Source organism: Paraburkholderia franconis, assembly GCF_009362735.1.
GTDB classification, from domain to species: Bacteria; Pseudomonadota; Gammaproteobacteria; order Burkholderiales; family Burkholderiaceae; genus Paraburkholderia; species Paraburkholderia franconis.
Genome location: NZ_WHNP01000027.1, coordinates 52409 through 69611, shown reverse-complemented (window position 1 = coordinate 69611; position 17203 = coordinate 52409). Strand labels below are relative to the sequence as shown.

General features: G+C 66.2%; 16 protein-coding genes. 4 read left to right on the top strand and 12 right to left on the bottom strand.

The features are described from left to right. Positions 1–558: 558 nt before the first annotated feature. From GCT13_RS49510 to GCT13_RS25950, 3 genes are all read left to right on the top strand, one after another. Entirely contained in the window at positions 559–1044 is a 486-nt protein-coding gene (locus GCT13_RS49510) for a hypothetical protein (protein ID WP_227747011.1), read from the top strand. Next, the gene (locus GCT13_RS25955) at positions 1020–2120 is read left to right on the top strand and encodes a class 1 fructose-bisphosphatase (protein ID WP_152763070.1); all 1101 of its coding nucleotides are present in this window, start codon (positions 1020–1022) and stop codon (positions 2118–2120) included. The genes GCT13_RS49510 and GCT13_RS25955 overlap by 25 nt, the downstream gene beginning before the upstream one ends. A gap of 185 nt (positions 2121–2305) precedes the next feature. Next, complete coding sequence (locus tag GCT13_RS25950; protein WP_152762997.1) at positions 2306–3178, top strand: phosphoribulokinase; 873 nt, start codon at positions 2306–2308, stop codon at positions 3176–3178. A gap of 132 nt (positions 3179–3310) precedes the next feature. Here the strand turns inward: GCT13_RS25950 and GCT13_RS25945 are convergent, their stop codons facing one another. From GCT13_RS25945 to GCT13_RS25935, 3 genes are read right to left on the bottom strand one after another with little or no spacing between them, the layout of a single operon-like run. Then, positions 3311–4702, bottom strand: coding sequence for a DUF6513 domain-containing protein (locus GCT13_RS25945; RefSeq protein WP_152762995.1), 1392 nt, complete (start codon positions 4700–4702; stop codon positions 3311–3313). Beyond that, complete coding sequence (locus GCT13_RS25940; protein ID WP_152762993.1) at positions 4681–5280, bottom strand: flavoprotein; 600 nt, start codon at positions 5278–5280, stop codon at positions 4681–4683. Before GCT13_RS25940 ends, GCT13_RS25945 begins: the two co-directional genes overlap by 22 nt. An 18-nt stretch (positions 5281–5298) precedes the next feature. Then, complete coding sequence (locus GCT13_RS25935; RefSeq protein ID WP_152762991.1) at positions 5299–7419, bottom strand: sigma-54-dependent Fis family transcriptional regulator; 2121 nt, start codon at positions 7417–7419, stop codon at positions 5299–5301. A gap of 357 nt (positions 7420–7776) precedes the next feature. Here GCT13_RS25935 and GCT13_RS25930 point away from each other — a divergent pair, with 357 nt between their 5' ends. Continuing rightward, positions 7777–8262 carry a dihydroneopterin aldolase gene (locus GCT13_RS25930; protein WP_152762989.1) on the top strand — a complete coding sequence of 162 codons (486 nt, stop codon included), beginning with the start codon at positions 7777–7779 and terminating at the stop codon, positions 8260–8262. A gap of 101 nt (positions 8263–8363) precedes the next feature. Here the strand turns inward: GCT13_RS25930 and GCT13_RS25925 are convergent, their stop codons facing one another. The 9 genes from GCT13_RS25925 to GCT13_RS25885 form a co-directional block, all read right to left on the bottom strand. Then, entirely contained in the window at positions 8364–8777 is a 414-nt protein-coding gene (locus GCT13_RS25925; RefSeq protein ID WP_152762987.1) for a hypothetical protein, read from the bottom strand. Positions 8778–8911: 134 nt separating this feature from the next. Next, positions 8912–9421: a formaldehyde-activating enzyme gene (gene fae, locus GCT13_RS25920; protein WP_152762985.1), complete on the bottom strand. Its 510-nt coding sequence runs from the start codon at positions 9419–9421 to the stop codon at positions 8912–8914. 145 nt (positions 9422–9566) lie between these two features. Beyond that, complete coding sequence (locus GCT13_RS25915) at positions 9567–10457, bottom strand: triphosphoribosyl-dephospho-CoA synthase (protein WP_152762983.1); 891 nt, start codon at positions 10455–10457, stop codon at positions 9567–9569. Further along, positions 10444–11466 carry an ATP-grasp domain-containing protein gene (locus GCT13_RS25910; protein WP_152762981.1) on the bottom strand — a complete coding sequence of 341 codons (1023 nt, stop codon included), beginning with the start codon at positions 11464–11466 and terminating at the stop codon, positions 10444–10446. The genes GCT13_RS25915 and GCT13_RS25910 overlap by 14 nt, the downstream gene beginning before the upstream one ends. Then, complete coding sequence (gene mch / locus GCT13_RS25905; RefSeq protein WP_152762979.1) at positions 11463–12584, bottom strand: methenyltetrahydromethanopterin cyclohydrolase; 1122 nt, start codon at positions 12582–12584, stop codon at positions 11463–11465. The genes GCT13_RS25910 and mch overlap by 4 nt, the downstream gene beginning before the upstream one ends. Beyond that, positions 12559–13833 (bottom strand): ATP-grasp domain-containing protein, encoded by a 1275-nt coding sequence (locus GCT13_RS25900; RefSeq protein WP_152762977.1) that lies wholly within the window; start codon positions 13831–13833, stop codon positions 12559–12561. The genes mch and GCT13_RS25900 overlap by 26 nt, the downstream gene beginning before the upstream one ends. Positions 13834–13852: 19 nt before the next feature. Then, on the bottom strand, positions 13853–14782 hold the full coding sequence (locus tag GCT13_RS25895) for an NAD(P)-dependent methylenetetrahydromethanopterin dehydrogenase (RefSeq protein WP_152762975.1): 930 nt from the start codon (positions 14780–14782) through the stop codon (positions 13853–13855). 196 nt (positions 14783–14978) lie between these two features. After that, positions 14979–16052 (bottom strand): beta-ribofuranosylaminobenzene 5'-phosphate synthase family protein, encoded by a 1074-nt coding sequence (locus GCT13_RS25890; RefSeq protein WP_152762973.1) that lies wholly within the window; start codon positions 16050–16052, stop codon positions 14979–14981. 382 nt (positions 16053–16434) lie between these two features. Beyond that, complete coding sequence (locus GCT13_RS25885; protein ID WP_152762971.1) at positions 16435–16821, bottom strand: 4a-hydroxytetrahydrobiopterin dehydratase; 387 nt, start codon at positions 16819–16821, stop codon at positions 16435–16437. Between the last annotated feature and the right edge of the window lie 382 nt (positions 16822–17203).

The window sequence follows — 17203 nt, the reverse complement described above, 5'->3', positions numbered from 1 at the left end:
GACCGACGCCCTCTGTGACTTACAGGACACCCGATCGCGTCGGCCCATGTTGCTCATGCAACTGCCGTACCAGACACCCAAACTGCCGGAAATGGTACTTTGCGACGCGCCCCGAACCAGCTTACGCGCCTTACTGTAGCGGAACCGCAGCAAAGTGTTCCACGAGCCGATATCCCATTGTGGGCGCATTTTGCGTTATGTGCACGCGTCTTAACGGATCGCTTAAGCCTGCTGAAAAAAATCGTGAATTCACTTCATCCCGCGTGCCGCCTACATTGACCTGCAAGGCTCGCGGACGTCGATGCCCGCGAGCATTTCCCATAAGGCGCGCGCAGCGCTATTCGCTGACGAAGGCGCACGCCGCACCGCGCCAGCGTCCGATTGCCTCCATGACGCGCCAGCTAAAAACGCGATACGGCAACCATCTTGCATGGGACCCGAGTAAGGCATGAAACGGGAGTAAGCGCGGGACAAGAGTAAGGCGCCAAAGCGCCAAACTCTGGTCGACGCGCCAACTCCCGTCGATATGCCAGCTGTGGTCGACAGGGAGACATCGTCATGAACGCCGTCGTTAAAGACGCGAAAGCGGAGCCCAAAGCGGAGCTAATAGCGGACTCCAAAGCGAAGCCCGAGACCGGGCTCGAAGCGCAGACGAAAGCGCAAGCGCCTGGCGCGCAGCAGCAAGTCGATCTGCTCGCTCTCTTTCGCAAATCGGGTATCGCTGGCGTGCCTGACGAAATCGACCGCGATCCGGGCGGTCTCGCGCCTATCAGGACGCGTATCGGCGAATTCGCCGCACAGCGGCGGCTCGTCGGACGCGCGCCCGGGGACCGCGCGCGCCTGCGCGAGGCCAATCGCCTGCTCGCGGATACGCCGAGCAGCGGCGCGAGCGCCGACCCCGCCGCGCTGACGCTGCTGACGCCGCCGATATCCGCGCGAGCAGCGTGTTCTCCGAATCTATCGGTGACGAGGCGAGCCACGCCACCGAACCCGAGTTACCCACTTCGCAGGAGAGCATCATGCGTCACGCAAACATTACGTTGACGAGGTTCCTGAGCGGCGATGCCGGGCATCCGATGTCGACGCGGCCGCCCACCGCGTTGCAGGCGGTGCTGCATGAAGTCGCCGCATCGGTGAAGACGATCGCGGCCGCTCTCGCTCGCGGCACGCTCGGCGAGAGCGCGCACGCCGATTTCGTCGCAGGCGGCGCCGTGCTCGCGTACTCCGCGCGTCGGCGCAAGCTGACGGAAACGGCTTCGCGCAGCGCCGGGGCGAACGACGCGAACAGCCCCGCCTACCAGCTCGCATTCGATCCGCTGAACTGCCCTTGGAACGCGGACATCAACGGCACGGCGGGTTCGATCTTTTCGGTGATGCGCGTGCAGTCGCAAGGCAGCGATGCGCCGAACCGCGCGCTTCGTGGCGGCGCGTCTGTCGAGTCCGACGGCGAACACAATGGCGAAGTTTTCGGCGCGTCGTTCCTTCAATTGGGCCGCGAGCAGGCGGCAGCGGGCTACACGATCTACGGTCCGGCGACGATTCTCGTCTTCACGCTCGGCGAGGGCACGCACGGCTTCACGCTCGATGGCGACACGGACGAGTTCGTGCTCACGCATCCGTCGATCCGAATTCCCGAGGACACGGGCGAGATTGCCGTCGACGCCTCCAACGAGCGCTTCTGGGAACCGCCCGTGCGCCGCTATGTGCACGAGTGCCGGGAAGGCCGCGCGGGCTGCCGCGACCGCGATTTCAGCCTGCGCTGGAGCGATGCGCTGGTGCCCGAAGTGCATCGCATCCTGATGCGCGGCGGGCTCTTCCTGATGCCGCGCGACTACCGGACGCGCTCCGCGATGCGCGGGCGGCTCTCCGCCGTCTACGACGCGAGCCCGCTCGGCTTTCTCGTCGAGCAGGCGGGCGGCATGGCGACGACGGGACGCGAGCGCGTGCTCGATGCCGCGCCGCGCGCGTTCCACGAGCGCATGCCGCTGATACTCGGCTCGGCGAACGAAGTGGCGCGCATCGGCCGTTATCACCGCGAGCACGATCTGGGCATCGACGCGCCTTTTACGTCGCCGCTTTTTCGTGAGCGCTCGTTGTTCCTTCCGGAAGCGTCGGTCTGACGCGTTGCTTGCATAGGACGGCAGTAGCGCTGAAGCGCTTGCTGCCATCGACGTTTTGCATGGGACCAGAGTAAGTGCTCTGCATGGGGCTGGAGTAAGTGCTGAAGCACTAACTCCAGCCGACAGCTCTGCATGGGGCTGGAGTAAGTGCTGAAGCACTAACTCCAGCCGACAGGAGACAACGTATGTCAGTCAGACATCCGATCGTCGCGGTGACGGGATCGAGCGGCGCGGGCACGACCACCGTCATGAAAAGCTTCGCGCACATTTTTCGCAGGGAGAAGATCAATGCGCAGATCATCGAAGGGGATGCGTTCCACCGGTATGACCGTCTCGGCATGCGCGAAGCGCTGCGGCAGAGCGAGCAGGACGGCGTCCGAAATTTCAGCCATTTCGGCCCCGATGCGAATCTGCTCGAAGAGCTGGAGCAGCTGTTTTCGAGCTATGGCGCGTCGGGCACCGGCCAGTTCCGGCGGTACGTGCACGACGATGCGGACGCCATCGTCTACAAGCAGGACCCGGGAACGTTCACGCCCTGGCAGGACATTCCGCCGGATACGGACATGATGTTCTACGAAGGGCTCCATGGTGCGGCCGTGACCAGCAAGGTCGACATCGCACAGCATGCGGATCTGCTCGTCGGCGTCGTGCCGATCATCAACCTTGAGTGGATCCAGAAGCTGCATCGTGATCAGACGCTGCGCGGTTATTCGCATGAGGCCGTCGTCGATACGATCCTGCGGCGCATGCCCGACTACGTGAATTACATCTGTCCGCAGTTCTCGCGCACGCATGTCAATTTCCAGCGCGTGCCGACCGTCGATACGTCGAATCCGTTCACCGCGCGGGAGATTCCGCAGCCCGATGAGAGCTTCGTCGTGATCCGGTTTTCGAAGCCGAAGGGCATCGACTTTCCGTATCTGCTGACGATGCTGCACGACTCGTTCATGTCGCGGCCGAATGTGATCGTCGTGCCCGGCGGCAAGATGGGCCTGGCGATGCAACTTATCTTCACGCCGATGATCCTGCAGTTGCGCGACCGGCAGGCGAGGGTGTGAGTATGTGACGCTGGCGGGGGCGTGTTGTCGTGCGTCTCAGTTGTGTGGTTGGCTGACGGCCTGTAGACCGTACCCCGCGCGGGGCCGTCAGCTTTTTTTCTTGCACACACTCAGGCACCAGGAGGCGCGACGTTACGAAGAAGCGCCCTTTTTCCTCGTCGTCCCCGGCCCGCACCACACATCGAGATTCTCTTCCGGCCGATCGACCTGGCATCCCCAATCCAGCGGCTGATCCTGATCGAAACGCTTGCCCAGCTCCCACGCGATTTCGGCGCGCGCCGTCTGCACGCCCATATAAAACGCGTGGCCGCCGTCGTGTTCGAGCTTCAGATGCGGATACAGCGCGAACGGATCGCCATCGACGAGATGCATCTCGCGGTTGTACACATGAATGCCGTCCGTCGTTACCTGCACGCGGAAATTCGGATCGCGCACCTGTGCGGCGAATGCGGCGATTTCATGGGCATCGTACGGAAAAGGTCGCTTCGCATGCAGCGCGGAAAGTGCCGGGTCGATGCCCTTGGGCAGCACTTGCGCGTCGTGCGCGGCATGCATCACACGCCGCGCGACATCGGCCTCGCGCACCGCGCGCCGCGCATGCAGGCTGACGGAAGTCGTCAGCACGGCGGACACGTTCAACTCGGCCGCGATGCCCAGCAGCACCGCGTTGATCCCGCTCGTGTCGGCCTCGGTCAGTTCGGTGAGGTTGCCGACGCCGAGCATGATCGCGATATCCGGATACCGCTCGCGCAGCGCGACGTATCGCGCAATCGACGCGGCGAAACCAAACGGAATCGGATCGAGGATGGGATCGGCGAGAAAGGGCCGGCCGCGTTTGAGCATCGCGTCGATGGCCTGATGCAGCGACGCCGTATCGCCCGGCTCGCGTCCGACCACGATCGGCGTCGCGCTTACTTCATCGGCGATCCATAGCGTGTCGGCGCTCAGGCTCATCAGGTAGTCGGCGCCCGAGCGGCCGCCGCGCAACAGTTCGTCGGCGACCATCGAATCGACGCTCACGCGATAGCCGCTTGCCTTCAGCATGCGCACCGTGTCTTCGAGATGCGGAAAGGGCGTGTCGGGCAGACAGCCCACGTCGATTACATCCGCGCCTTGCTCCGCATACAGCTTCGCGCGCGCCGCGATGCCGTCGAGATCGAGCCGCGGCGCATCGACGATCTCCGCGAAGATTTCCGTCGAGTAGCGCGACAGGTCGAACTTTCGCGCGGCCTGCCCGAAGTGCTGCGGCAAGTCCTTCGCTTCTTCCGGTCCGCGTTCGACGGGCACGCCGAAATGCTCGCTCAACGCGTCGAGGTCACCACGGCAGCGGCCCGGCACGATCATGCGATCGGCGCGCAGTGGCAGTGCGACGCGCCGGCGGATCATATCGGCCGTCATCAGCGCGGCGACCTGCAAGCCGATTTCGCGCACTTCCCACGTGAACGGCGCGTTCGCCATGCCTTCCAGCACCTGCACGACGCTTTTTTCGGCGAGCCTGCCTGTCAGGAAGACGATGTGTTCCATGCGAGCCCGAGGTTCGATAGCCGTTCGCTCAATGCCGCGCGCAATTCGTCGAGCGAGCGCGCGACGGTCGTGTGCTCGATGCGCGCAAGCCGTTCGACGTTTTCCAGTTCGAGCGCGCGCGGCCGCACTTCGACCCACTCGTGCGGGCTTTGCGTGATCACGCTCGGCTCGGTGTCGCATGCGAAAACGATGCCGGGCACGCACTGCTTGCCCGCTTGCGCGTAGAGATTGGTCGGCAGCGTGTCGGAGATGCCGAGCGCGCACTTGGCGACCGTGTTGCTGGTCGCGGGCGCGATCACGACTGTGTGATAAAAGCCCTCGTACAGCATGCCGACGGGCACGCTGCTAGCGCTGTTGTCGCGCATCACGCGAAAGTGCTCGCGCAGCTTCGGCACGGGCCAGCCGTAGAGCGGCAGCACTTCTTCGCCGGCCGCCGACAGAAACAGATCGACGCCCGGCAGCGCGAGCGCCACGTCGATCGATTCTTCGAGCATATGGCCGGAGCCCGTGATGCACCACGCAAAGCGCGCGTCGGGGCGGAAATCGCCGGGGCGGCGGGCGGGCGACGGTGCATTCATGCGTGATTCACATGCCACTCATGCGCCGGGCGCAACGTCCGTCGGAGCCTGCGAGCCGTCGTGCGAAAGCCGGATGTGCAACCTGTGCATCTTCCGGTACAACGTGTTGCGGCTGATGCCGAGCGTCTTCGCGACGTTGCTCACGTTCCAGCGATGCTCGTCGAGCATCGCGAGCACCGTTTCGCGCTCCTTGATCTGGATTGCGTTGAGCGCGGAAAGATCGGTCTCGTCGTCGAACGGCGGCGCGGGCGCGCGTGCCGGTCCGGCGAGCGCGGGAGCCGATGCGCGCGGATGCGCGGCGTTGTTGCCGTTGTTGCCGTTGATCTCGCCGACGATCTCCGCCGGCAGATGCATGCATCGGATCTCCGGCCCGTCGCACAGCGCGATCGCCATTTGCAGCACGTGCCTCAATTGCCGGATGTTGCCCGGCCACGAGTAATTGAGCAGCACGTGGCGCGCTTCGGCGCTGAGTTCGGGCGGATCGTCGGATTCGCTTTCGAGCAGATGGTGAATGAGCGGCAGCAGATCGGCGCGCTCGCACAGCGGCGGCAGATTGATTTCGATCCCGTTCAGACGGTAGTACAGGTCTTCGCGGAAGAGCCCGCGCTGCACCAGATCGAGCAGATTGCGGTGGCTCGCGCTGATCAGCTGGAAGTCGACCTTGATCGTCGTTTCCGCGCCGAGCGGCGTCACCTCGTGCTCTTCCAGCACGCGCAGCAGACGCGCCTGCAAGGCCATCGGCATGTCGCCGATTTCGTCGAGGAACAGCGTGCCGTTGTTCGCCTGCACGATCTTGCCGCGCCGTCCTTCACGCTGCGCACCCGTGAACGCGCCCGCGCGATAGCCGAACAGCTCGCTCTCGATCAGCGTTTCCGGCAACGACGCGCAGTTCACCGCGACGAAGCTGCCCGCCGAGTTCGGGCTGATGCTGTGCAGCGCATTCGCGAACACTTCCTTGCCCGTGCCCGTCTGGCCTCTGAGGATGATGGGGATCTTGCGCTGGATCACGCGTGCGGCCAGCTGGCTCTGCGCGGCCATGCGCGGATCGCCGAACTCCAGATGCGACAGCTTGTCGAGTCCCGCTGCGGCGGGTTTCACATCGCGTGCGTCACGCGCGCTCTTCGCGCGCCCACTGCGGTTGATCGACACGTCGCTCCATGGCCCGCGCGCGATGCTCGTCGTTGCGTGATTCGCGCCCGCAAGCGTGGTTGCGTCACGCGGCGTCTGCGCGATCAGGAAGAAGCGGTTGTTCGCATGCGCGCTATACACGGTGATCGGATGGAACGAGCCGCGAATGCTGCGCGCGATCATGTCTTCGAGCGTCGCGCTGAACGCTTCTTCGATGCGCTTGCCGCACAGCTGGTCGGGCGAGCGCAGATCGAGCTGGAACAGCGCGCTGCGATTGGCCGCGAGCACGACGCCTTCGTCGTCGACGGCGAGCTTGCCCGCGTGCAGTGTGCCGACGAACTCGGGACGGCTATGGAAGTGGACCGTGTTCGCGCGCCGGTAGCGCGAGTCGATCAGCCGGTTCTCGATCATCTGCCGTGACATGCCGACGAGCACGAGCGAATGCTGCTGCAGCATCTTCGAGCGGCTCGTCACGTCGAGCACGCCGACTATCGAGCCACGTTCGTCGAAGATGGGCGCAGCCGAGCAGGTGAGCGACGTATAGCGCGGATAGAAATGCTCGTGCTGATAAACAGCGAGACACTCGCGTTCGGTGAGGCACGTGCCCATGCCGTTCGTGCCCGCTTCGCGCTCGCTCCAGACGGCGCCCGCGCGCAGTCCGTCGGCGGCGACCGTCTCGCCGAACGGCACCGACGAAACCTGATGGACGATCACGCCGTTCGCATCGACGAGGATCACGGCCAGTTCCGGATCGGCGAGCTGCTGATAGAGCGTCGTCATTTCCAGCTTCGAGCAGGCAATCAGATCGCCCGCTGCTTCGCGGGCCATGGTCAGTTCGTGCTCCGTGAGCACGGGCGGCATCACGAAACGTCCGGGGTCCAGGCCGAATTCGACGAGGCAGCGCGTCCACGACTGCGCCACCGACGGGCTCATCGAACACGTGGCAGACTTGTTGTTGACGATGTTCAGTACATCCCGGACGTGCGAATCTATGTCAACGAGCGATGACATCAGGGGCGTCTCCGATGCGTCCGGCTCGATACCCGCTTCGACATGTCGAGGCGCGACGGCCGGCGCTGTATGTAAGTGTTTCCCCGTGTACTTCCGATGTGCCGCGCGTCTGTCGCGCGCGTGGATGAACCGCTTGATATGTCATTTGAATGCGTTCAAGAGCACTCAGCAACCACTGTACAACCCGTGTCGCGATACATCAATAAATAGTCGTACCAGTATGTGCCAGTGCGCGTGCTTTTTGCTTCGGATCACCGGCCGGGTCTTCCTGCATCAGAGGCCGATTGGACCCGGCAACGCGCCGCGGCGCTGCGCGCGGCTTCATCAACGACGATGCGCCCAAGGTGGAGCACATACATGGACCGTTTCAATCCAGCCAGCAGTCCCCTCCATTTCACTGTCGTGCTGCCGTCGAGCGCGCGCCCGATGCCCGCGCCCGCCGATCGGACGGAGCCGGCCGCCGCGCCGCGCGCCGCGCTCGACATCGTGTATATCGAGGGATTCGTCGCGCAGACGGTGATCGGCATCGACACGGACGAACTGCACGAGCCGCAGCCCATACAGCTGGATCTGTCGATCGGCGTGCCGTCGCTGCGCGCGTGCGAGACGGATCAGATCGGCGATACGATCAATTACGCCGCCGTGCGAGCGGAACTGCACACGCTTCTTGCAACGCACAAAGTCCAGTTACTCGAGGCGCTGGCCGAGCGGATCGCGCAATTGCTGATCGCGAGATTCGGCGCGCACTGGGTGCGTGTGAAGCTGTGCAAGCCCGCGAAGTTCGACGACGTCGCCGCCGTCGGCGTGATCATCGAACGGCGGCGCGGCGACGGCCACGCATAGCATGCACGCGCTGTGCCCGCCGGTGTCGGCGGGTTGTCAACTGCGCAACTGCGCTTCGCCCGTGTTAAACGTGCCGCCGCGCGGGTTTCACCGCGCGGTTATCACTTCGACGCGGAAGGCGAGGGCTTCGCGAGCCCGCATGCCTGATAGGCCTCTTCCTGCAACGCACGATACTTTTTGGTCTGCGCGCGCGCACGGTCGACGCGGAACTCGTTGCCGCCTTCGCCACCGAGCGACGCGTACTTCGAGAACGTCATCTGCTCGACGTATTCGTCATAGGGCAGCGCGGCCGCGATCTTGTCGACCACGCACGAGCACTTGTAGACGTTGGCGAAATCGTGGCCGTTGTCGTCCATGCAGCCGAGCACGTATTCGACGCGGCCTTGCGTCGGGTAGTCGTAGCCTTTGGCGGGCGCGCCGCCGCCGGCGGAACCGGCCGCCGATGCGAGTGGCGCGATGAGCGAAACACACGCGAGCGCCGCGACCGCGATGCCCGCGCGACAACATGAGGTCATGTCAAAGCCTCTGCTTGAGCGTTCTGCATACATCGATAGTAGCGCGCGACGCGAGGCGCCGCAGAACGCTTCCGTCCTGCCGCGCCTCGCGCACGCAACACGCCTGCCACTGCCCGAACTGCGCTTCAATGCGCCTAGTTCGGCGCGAACGGGTGCGCGGCGCTCGCCTTCTTCGCTACGACTTCGGCGGCGTTCGGTTCGCCTGCTACCGCGCGCTGGAGCGCTTCGCGCGTCGCCTTGTAGTTGAACTCCTGAATCTTCTTGTCGTCGTCGGCTTCCCAGTGGATGAAGACGCCGACGCAGATGAACAGGTCATCGGCTTCGTCCTTCGGGATCGTGCCGTCTTCGACGCAATCCGCGACGGCGAGCGCCACGGCATGCTGCGCCGGGCCGAACATCTGCACCGCCTGCTTGGCGCCCTTGATCGTTACCTTGTTGAACAACACGGTATTGGGCTTCGTCATCAGGTTCGGCGCGACGACGGCAAGCAGCGAAGTGAAGCCGTCCTTGTTGTTGGTGAGCGCGTGGCAGAAAGCCGATTCGGCGGCGGAGCCTCGCGGCCCGATCAGCAAATCGATGTGGGCCACTTCGTTGCCTTCGCCGATAAGCGACTCGCCTACCATGACGCGGTTGATCTTGGCCATGCTGTTCCTCCAGTGAATTGGGATCTGTCTACGTGGGACGAACTCGCGACGCGTGACGCCCGCCGCGAGTTGTATGAGGGGGACGCACCGCGTTCTCGTCTAACAGGAAACATGCCAATCAGCGTTTGCGACCGTTCGTTTTGGGCTAGCTATGCCCGCTTGCGAAGCGCAGCGGATCGAGCAGCGCGCCGATGAAGAGCGTGGCGACAGTCAGGTCGGCGCTCGTGCCGGGGTTGACGCCTTGCGCCTTCAGTTCGGCATCCCATGCATCGAGTTGCGCGACGCTCTGCGCGTCCTCCGTTGCGCGCCATCGAGCGTGACGCTGGCGTGCCTCCTGCGTGACACTTTGCGCCACCGCCGCGCCATGCTTGCGCACTATGTGCGAGTCGGGCCACGTGCCGAGGAACGCGAGGAAGACATCGAGCGTGAGCGCGGCGGGCGTCGCGCGATGCGACTTCGCGATCGCATCGAGGCCGGTGCCGAACACATCCGCGAAGCCGTTCGCGTATTGACGCGCGATGCTGTCGCGATCGGCGGCGAGCGCCATCGCCGCGCGCAGATCGACGGTCGGCGGCGCGTGCACCGATTGTTCGGGCGCGTCGCCGAGGCCGCCCGGATTCGCAAGCGCGATCGCGCGATAGGCGGCGCGCGCATCGTCCACCGTGAGCGCCGCGAGCACGCGCTCGACGCAGCGGCGCCATTCCGATGCCTGCAACGCGACATGCTTCGTTATGTTGCCGACTTCGAGCGCGGCAGCAAGCGGCGCGATCAGCAGCACGATGCCGAGGTTCGTATTGCAGCGGGCAACCTGCTGCGTGCGCGTCACCGCATCGAGAACGCGCGCGCCGACGCTCGCGCCTCGCGCGAAGAGCGCGGGCGCAGCAGCATGTGCGCTAGCGATGAACTGCGCGGCTTCCATTCCGTGTCCCGCGCTGGCGATGCTGACGTTGCCCGGCTTCGCCGTTTCGACGTCGAGCCGGCACGCGCGCAGAAACGCCTCGGGCGCACGCGCGAGCGGATCGTCAGCGGCCTGCATGGAGCGGCAATGCAGCAAGCGCCGCTGCGCGGCTGCCCGCGAGCTTGCGGTCCAGCAGATCGTCGACGAGCGCAGCCGCAATATCGATGGGTGTCACCGATTGCAGCCCGCGCCATGCCGCGACACCGTTCACTTCGAGCACGAGCGGCACGCCGGCTTCGTCGGGCATCGACGGATCGGGGATCAGATCGACGCCTGCGTAGTCGAGGCCGAGCGCCGCCGTCGCGCGCTCGGCGATGGCCGCGTGCGTCGGATCGAGCGCGCTGGGTTCGCACTGCGCGCCGCGCGCGACGTTGTGTATCCAGCCGCGGCCGCCGACGCGCCGCATCGCTGCGACAGCACGGCCGCCGATCACCAGCACGCGCCAGTCGAAGCCCGCGCGGCTCGCGCCAGCGGCGCGGTTCGCTCCCGCCGTATCGACAAACCGCTGCAGATAAGCGACCTGCTGATAGCCGCGCAGCGGTGGCAGCGGCTTCAGCGTGCCGTCGCGCGCCGCGCTTGCGCCGAGCCGCCGCAGCCCCTTGCCCTGCGAGCCGAACAGCGGCTTGAGCACGACCTGGCGGCGCGCGGCCGTCTCGCGCATCAGCACGCGCTGCGCGAACGCCGCCGATTCCGTCGCCCACGCGGCGGGCGTCGGCACGCCTGCGCGATGCAGCAGAAAGCTCGTCATCGATTTGTCGACGCTGCGCTCGATCGCGCGTGCGTCGTTATAGACGGGGATGCCGCATTCGCGCAGCGCATGCAGGACGCCGAGACGCAGCGTTACCTGCTCGAACGTGCCGCCCGCGATGCCGCGCACGAAGACAGCATCGGGCAGCTCGCGCGCGAAGCCGGGAATCGCAAGGCCGTACGGCGACCATGTCGTGTCGATGCGGCATGTGGCGAGATCGACGCAGCGCGCCTCCACGCCGCGCGCGCGAAAAGCCTTCTTGAGGCGGCTCGTGTGCCAGCCGGTTTCGTCCGTCATGATCGCGACGCGCAGGCCGCCCGCCGATGGCAGATCGCTCATGGCGCCCCCGGCGTGGTGACGCCCGGCGTGCCTGGTCCGGCGGCGTTTTCATCGGAGGGATCGTCGGCGCAGGCGAACGCGTCGCCTTGCCAGAGCGCTTGTAGCAACGCCCCGTCGAGCCGCCCGCCGCGATACGTGGTGCCGCTTTCGAGGCTGCTCGCCCACACTTCGGCGGGCGCGAACAGCGACGGGTCGATCTGATAGAAGTCGTGATTGAACGACGCGAAGATGTCGGCGAAGGGTCGCCCATAGTCGCGCGAATTCGACGACGGCAACTCGGCCGCGACCCGCCGCGCGACGGCATCGCGTGTCACGGTCAGTTGCACGCGTCCGCCGTACAGGATCGCGTCGTTCGTGCGGCCCATCGCGGCGAGGCCGTCGGGCGCGGGCGGCGGCAGCGGCGCCGTGCCGCTCGCTTCGACGATCTCCGAGAGCGGCACGCCGAGCACATGCGTCTTGTGCAGCGCGACTTCGACGACGCGCGCGACGACCTGCACCGTCCCTGCGACAGAGTGTGTCGGCGTGACGATCACGGTCAGCTGGCCGGGCGCGAGGCCGCAATCGTTGACGATCTTCTCCAGCACGGCTTGCGGCGGCGGCTGGCCGACTTCCATCACGAGCACGCCCGCGTCGTGGCGATCGCGATAGCCGAGTTCGTCGAAGAGCGTCTCCTTGCCCGCCAGCGCGCGCGCCGGACCGGAGCCGAGCGAGAAGAACTTCTTGCCGTTGTTCTGCTCCTTGGTCGCGGACAGGCTCCAGCCCGCGTACTGGCTGCCGAGGCAAGCGAGCACGGGCGACGACGTGTGCACTTCGATCGTCGCGGGCCAGAGCGGCTCGAGTTCGGTGCTCACGCGGGTCTCGACGCGGCCGAGGCCGCCCATGCAGATGCGCGCGATCAGCACGCCCGCTTCGACGCAGCCAGGCATCGAGACACCCGCATCGACGATGGTCGGCCCGAACGCATGACGCGACGACGCGATGCGCAGCCGCGCGGCGTCGGCCAGAAGCTGCGCGACGAGCGGCGAGGCGAGCGCGTTGACGCTGGGCGCATCGCGGGCGATGGGAGGCGTAATGCCAGTATTGCCGTTGGGTTCAGCCATGTGAGTCGACGAATTCATGGGAAGGCTCGGCGCAGGTTTCGATGCGTTGCAGGAGACGCTGGGTTTGACGTTGCAGCTCGCGTTGCAGCGCGCCGCGCGAATCGCCCGTGACGAGCACGGTGCAGACGGGCTGCCCCGCTTCGATCCGCGTGCCAGCGTTCGGGATGTCGTGGCAGACGGGATCGACGTACAAGGTGTCGCTGAAGCGGCGCGTGGCCGTGAACGCTTCGGGTGCGAACACGACCTGTTGTGCGACGCGGCATGAAGGCACATTCATCGGCACATTCATCGGCACATTCATCGACGCATTCACGCGAGGGTCGGGCAGGCGATCGTGCAGGCAGGCGTCGATATGCGCGGCAAGCAGACCGCGCGGCCACGCGTCGCGCGATGCGCGTTCGTACAGCGCCATCGTCGACGAAGGCCGCGCGTTGACTTCGAGCACGCTGACCGACTCGCCGTCGAGCAGGAAATCGAGGCTGTGCAGACCGCGCAGATTCGCGCGCGATGCAATCGCGCGCACGGCGAATGTGATCTGTTCCGTCACGCGCGCGGGCAGATCGACCGGCCCGAGCGAACCCGCGTGCACATAAGGCAACGCGCCGCTCGCAACGCAAAGCTGCTCCGCATAGCCGACGATCGACGCTTCACGCCGCGCGGCGAGAAAGAGCGCCGACATCGAAAGCCCTGCGCTCATTCGCTGGAAGTAGCAGGAAGAGTCGGTGTCTGCATCTGCGTTTACCGCAGAGCGGATATGCGTGCCGCCGCAGCCATCGGCCAGCTTGCGCAGCCAGCCTTCGGGATGTTCGGGCCGCTCGAACGCCACGTCAGGATGCGCGATGCCCAGCTCGTCGAGCAGTGCGAAGAAGCGGCGCGGCTCGCGCACGGCGGCTGTCGCGTCGGCATCGTTGCCGATCAGCCGGGGCAGTTGCGCCGCGCGTTGCAGGAAGTCGATATGCGGTTCGAGCCCGCTGCCCGTCACGAAGCCGAGCAGACGCGGCAAGCGCGCGACACGCTCCAGCGCGGCTCGCAATTTGCCGCGATCGATCGACAAGCCCTGTCCGCCGACATCGATCCACACCTTCGAGTAAAGGCGCGTATCGCGGTCGCCGAACAGATCGAGCGCGGCCACCTGATAACCCGCATGCGCCGCCGACTGCGCGAGCATGCGTGCCGACAGCCCCGCCACGGCAACGAACGGCGCGCCTGCACCGGGCCGCGCGCGCGGCTCGGCGAAGTGGTCGGCGGTCGCGGAGATCACGGACATCGCCTCGTTCCGCCGCGCGCTAGCTGCGCTCGGCGACGACGGCGCGCGCTTCGTCGAACGCTTCCGTGAAGCCCAGATAGGCGGGCTTGCCGGCCGTGCGCATCCGCGTGAACAGGCGATGCTCGACCTGGTACTTCACGTTGCCGATCGCAAGCGCGCCGATGCCGATCGCGTCCGGCCGCGCGGCGCCCGCGAGCGGCTTGCCGTCGTCCATCACGTTCACGCCCGCGATGCCTTCGGGCGGCACCGCGTTGACGTCGGCGGCGACGAGCAGGCGCTGTGCGTGCGCGAGATCGGCGGCGCTCACGACCTGCACGCCCGCCGTCGCCGTCGCGAAGACGATATCGGTGCGCGCGAGCGCGGCATGCAGCGTATCGGGCGTGCTCGTGCCGACGCCCGTCGTCTTGATGCCGAAGCGTTCGTCGACGTCCTGGCTCGCGCGTTCGGCGCGCGCCGCATCGGAATGGCTCGCGATGGTGACATGCGCGCCGAGCGTCGCCGCGATGGCCGCCGTGATCCGTCCGACGGCGCCCGTGCCGCCGAGTATCAGCACCTGCTTGTCCTTCAGTTCTTCGCCGTACTGCGCTTTCAGATGACATTCGACGAGCGCGACGAGCGCCGCCGATGTCGTATACGCGCCGCTCGGATCGGCGAACACGGAGACTTCGAACGGCGGCACCATCGCTTCGCGCGCGCGGTCGAGCATGTCGGCCGCGAGCATCACGTCGCGTCCGCCGATGAAGATGCCCGTGCGCGACACGCCTTTCGGGCCGCGCGAGAAGATCGCGTCCTGCGTCAGCTGCACGACGTTGCGCACGTCGACCTCGCAGTACGGCACGACGATCTGATAACCGGCATCGGCAGCCATGTTGACGTCGAACGGACTCATCTGCGGCGTCGGCGTGAACATGTGCAGGATGTAAGGCCTTTCAGTGGTGGTTGTGGACATGGCGTGGGCTCATTGGGGGGTGTCGGTAGCGGGGGTGCGCGCGACCCGTCGGGCCGCGCAGATTCGATCCGGCGGCGGGCGCGGCGATTCGGGCTGAGCAGGACGGATTCGGGCTCATTGCTGGCTCATTGCTGGCTTATCGGGCGGCTTATCGGGCGGCTTATCGGGAGGCTTATCGGGCGGCTCATCGGGCGGCTCATCGGGCGTCGACGCCGAAGTGCGGCTGCTGGACGGCATAGAAGCGCGCGCCGTGATTGCGCCCGCGCGTGACCGAGCACACGATGCCCGGAAACGCGCGCGCGGCCGCGCGTGCGGCGGCGAGCGCCTCGTCGGCGCGCTGCGCGCTTTGCACGAAGGCGAAGCCCGTCGGTCCCCACGAGCTTTGCCCGATGCCCGCCGTCTGGTTCGCGCCGATCGCCCGCAATGCGGCCGCGACGGCGGGACTCGAATACACGCCGCCCTGTACGGGCGCGAAGTACTCGCCGATCGACTGCTGGATCGCGCTGACGCCGGCCGCGAACGAATCGAAATCGCCTTGCGCCATGCCGGGCAGCACGCGCATCAGCAACTGGTGGCACACGTGCGCGGCGAGCGTCTGCGGAAACGGCGGCAACGCGGCGAGGCCGCGCCGTTCGTCTTCGCCGTGCAGGCCTTCGCGCGTGGTGTCGTCGATCAATACGATGCGCCAGTCGTCGGGAAAGGGCTGGCGCGCGAGCAGCGGCGGCAGCATCGCGGTGCGGGACGCGGACGATCCGGCATCCGCGCCGCTGCGGGATGCCGGGCGGCCAGGGCCGCCATCGACGATCAGCCCGCCGTGATCGAAGCCGAGCACGCCGATGCCGGAGCGCACGCCGCGTCCGAGCCGCTGCGCGAGTTCCGCACTCGTCGCGTCGATGCCCGCGAGACGCGCATACGCAGTCGCGACCGCGAGCGCGAGCTGCGTGCCCGAGCCGATGCCGCAATGGGCGCGCGCGGCCTGCTCCACTGCGATGGAAACGGGCGGCCCGCCGTATGCGTCGTGCAGCTGCGCCAGATAGCGCTCGATGCGCTCGCGCTGCGCGGGCGTGGGCTCGCCTTCGATCAGCCGGTCGTCGGCGTGCCGCGCGGTGACGCGCGTGCAGCAGCCTTCAATTACGACGCCGACGCTGCCGAACGCGCGTCCGAGCGATGCGCCCGGATCAAGAAAGCCCATGTGCAGGCGGCCGGGCGCTTCGACGGTGATCGCAGAGAGGGCTGGCAAGGCCGACGTGCGTTCGGATGACATCCGCATGCGAAAGCTTCCTTGTCGAATGGGGTGTGCGTGGGGCGGCCAGACGAGCCGGGGCGTTCCCATCGTCAGGCAAGAGCCGTACCACTGGCGATGGGGCGCGGATCGGCGTGGGCCTCAACGCCTTCCAGCGAGGCGGCGCGGTGTTATCGCGCGCCGCAACGCGCGGCCGTCGACGTGCTCGCAGCGACATCGCGTGTCGAATGCGATACAGCCATGACACAGCAGCGATACAGCTGCGTGACAGACAGCCGCTACGCGGCGCTGCACGATCGCGGCACGGCGTGTCACGCGCGGCTCGCTGCGAAACGGCAGCGTCGCGCTCCACGCGCGCATGGCCGAAGGACCGCGCGCGCCGTTCTCGCCGCCTCGACTTTTTAACGCTTCAGCTCTTCGGCGCGTCGTACTTGATATAGCGGAAACGCTGATCGTCCGACGGCGTACCTTCGAGCGGACCGCCCTCCTTGCCCGGCTGCCACTGGATCACTTCCTCGATCTTGCGGGCGAGCGTGAAGTCCTTGTCCGTGATGCCCTTCGCCGTGTGCGTCTTCAGCTTCACGATGACGAACGCATACGACACCGTCAGATCCGGGTGATGCCACGCGGCCTCGGCGAGGTGGCCGACCGTGTTGACCACCATCAGCGTGCCTTTCCAGCTTTCCGTGCGGTACTTGCGCCGCAACCAGCCGTCTTCCAGATACCAGTGCTGCAACGGGCCTTCGAGCCTCTTCTGGATTTCCTCGTCGGAATACACCTGTTCGCTTTGCGTCATCGCGGGCCTCCGCTCGTGTCATGTGATGGATCTCGCATATGGAAGCTTAGTGCCGATGGCGATTCGGTGCCGGCCTCCGTTTCGGGGCAAAGCCGCATTGCAATCCGCTGACAGGCGTCCCGCGGGGCCGTGGATTGTTTGCGTATCTGACACAGTATGTCTCGCCGTCGCTTGCGAAGCGGAACACGTTGACGCCACAGCCCCACGTGGCAGCGTGCGAAAGCGACCGGCATGGAATATGCGATCCGCCGTCATACGCATGAGCCGAGCAATGGACCCGGCCCAGCACAAGGCGTTACCTGCATCCAGCGGCGCGGCTGGAGCGACCCGGTAGCGTGTCAACGGTAACTGGACGGTTTAACCAGTACATCATTCTGGAGGA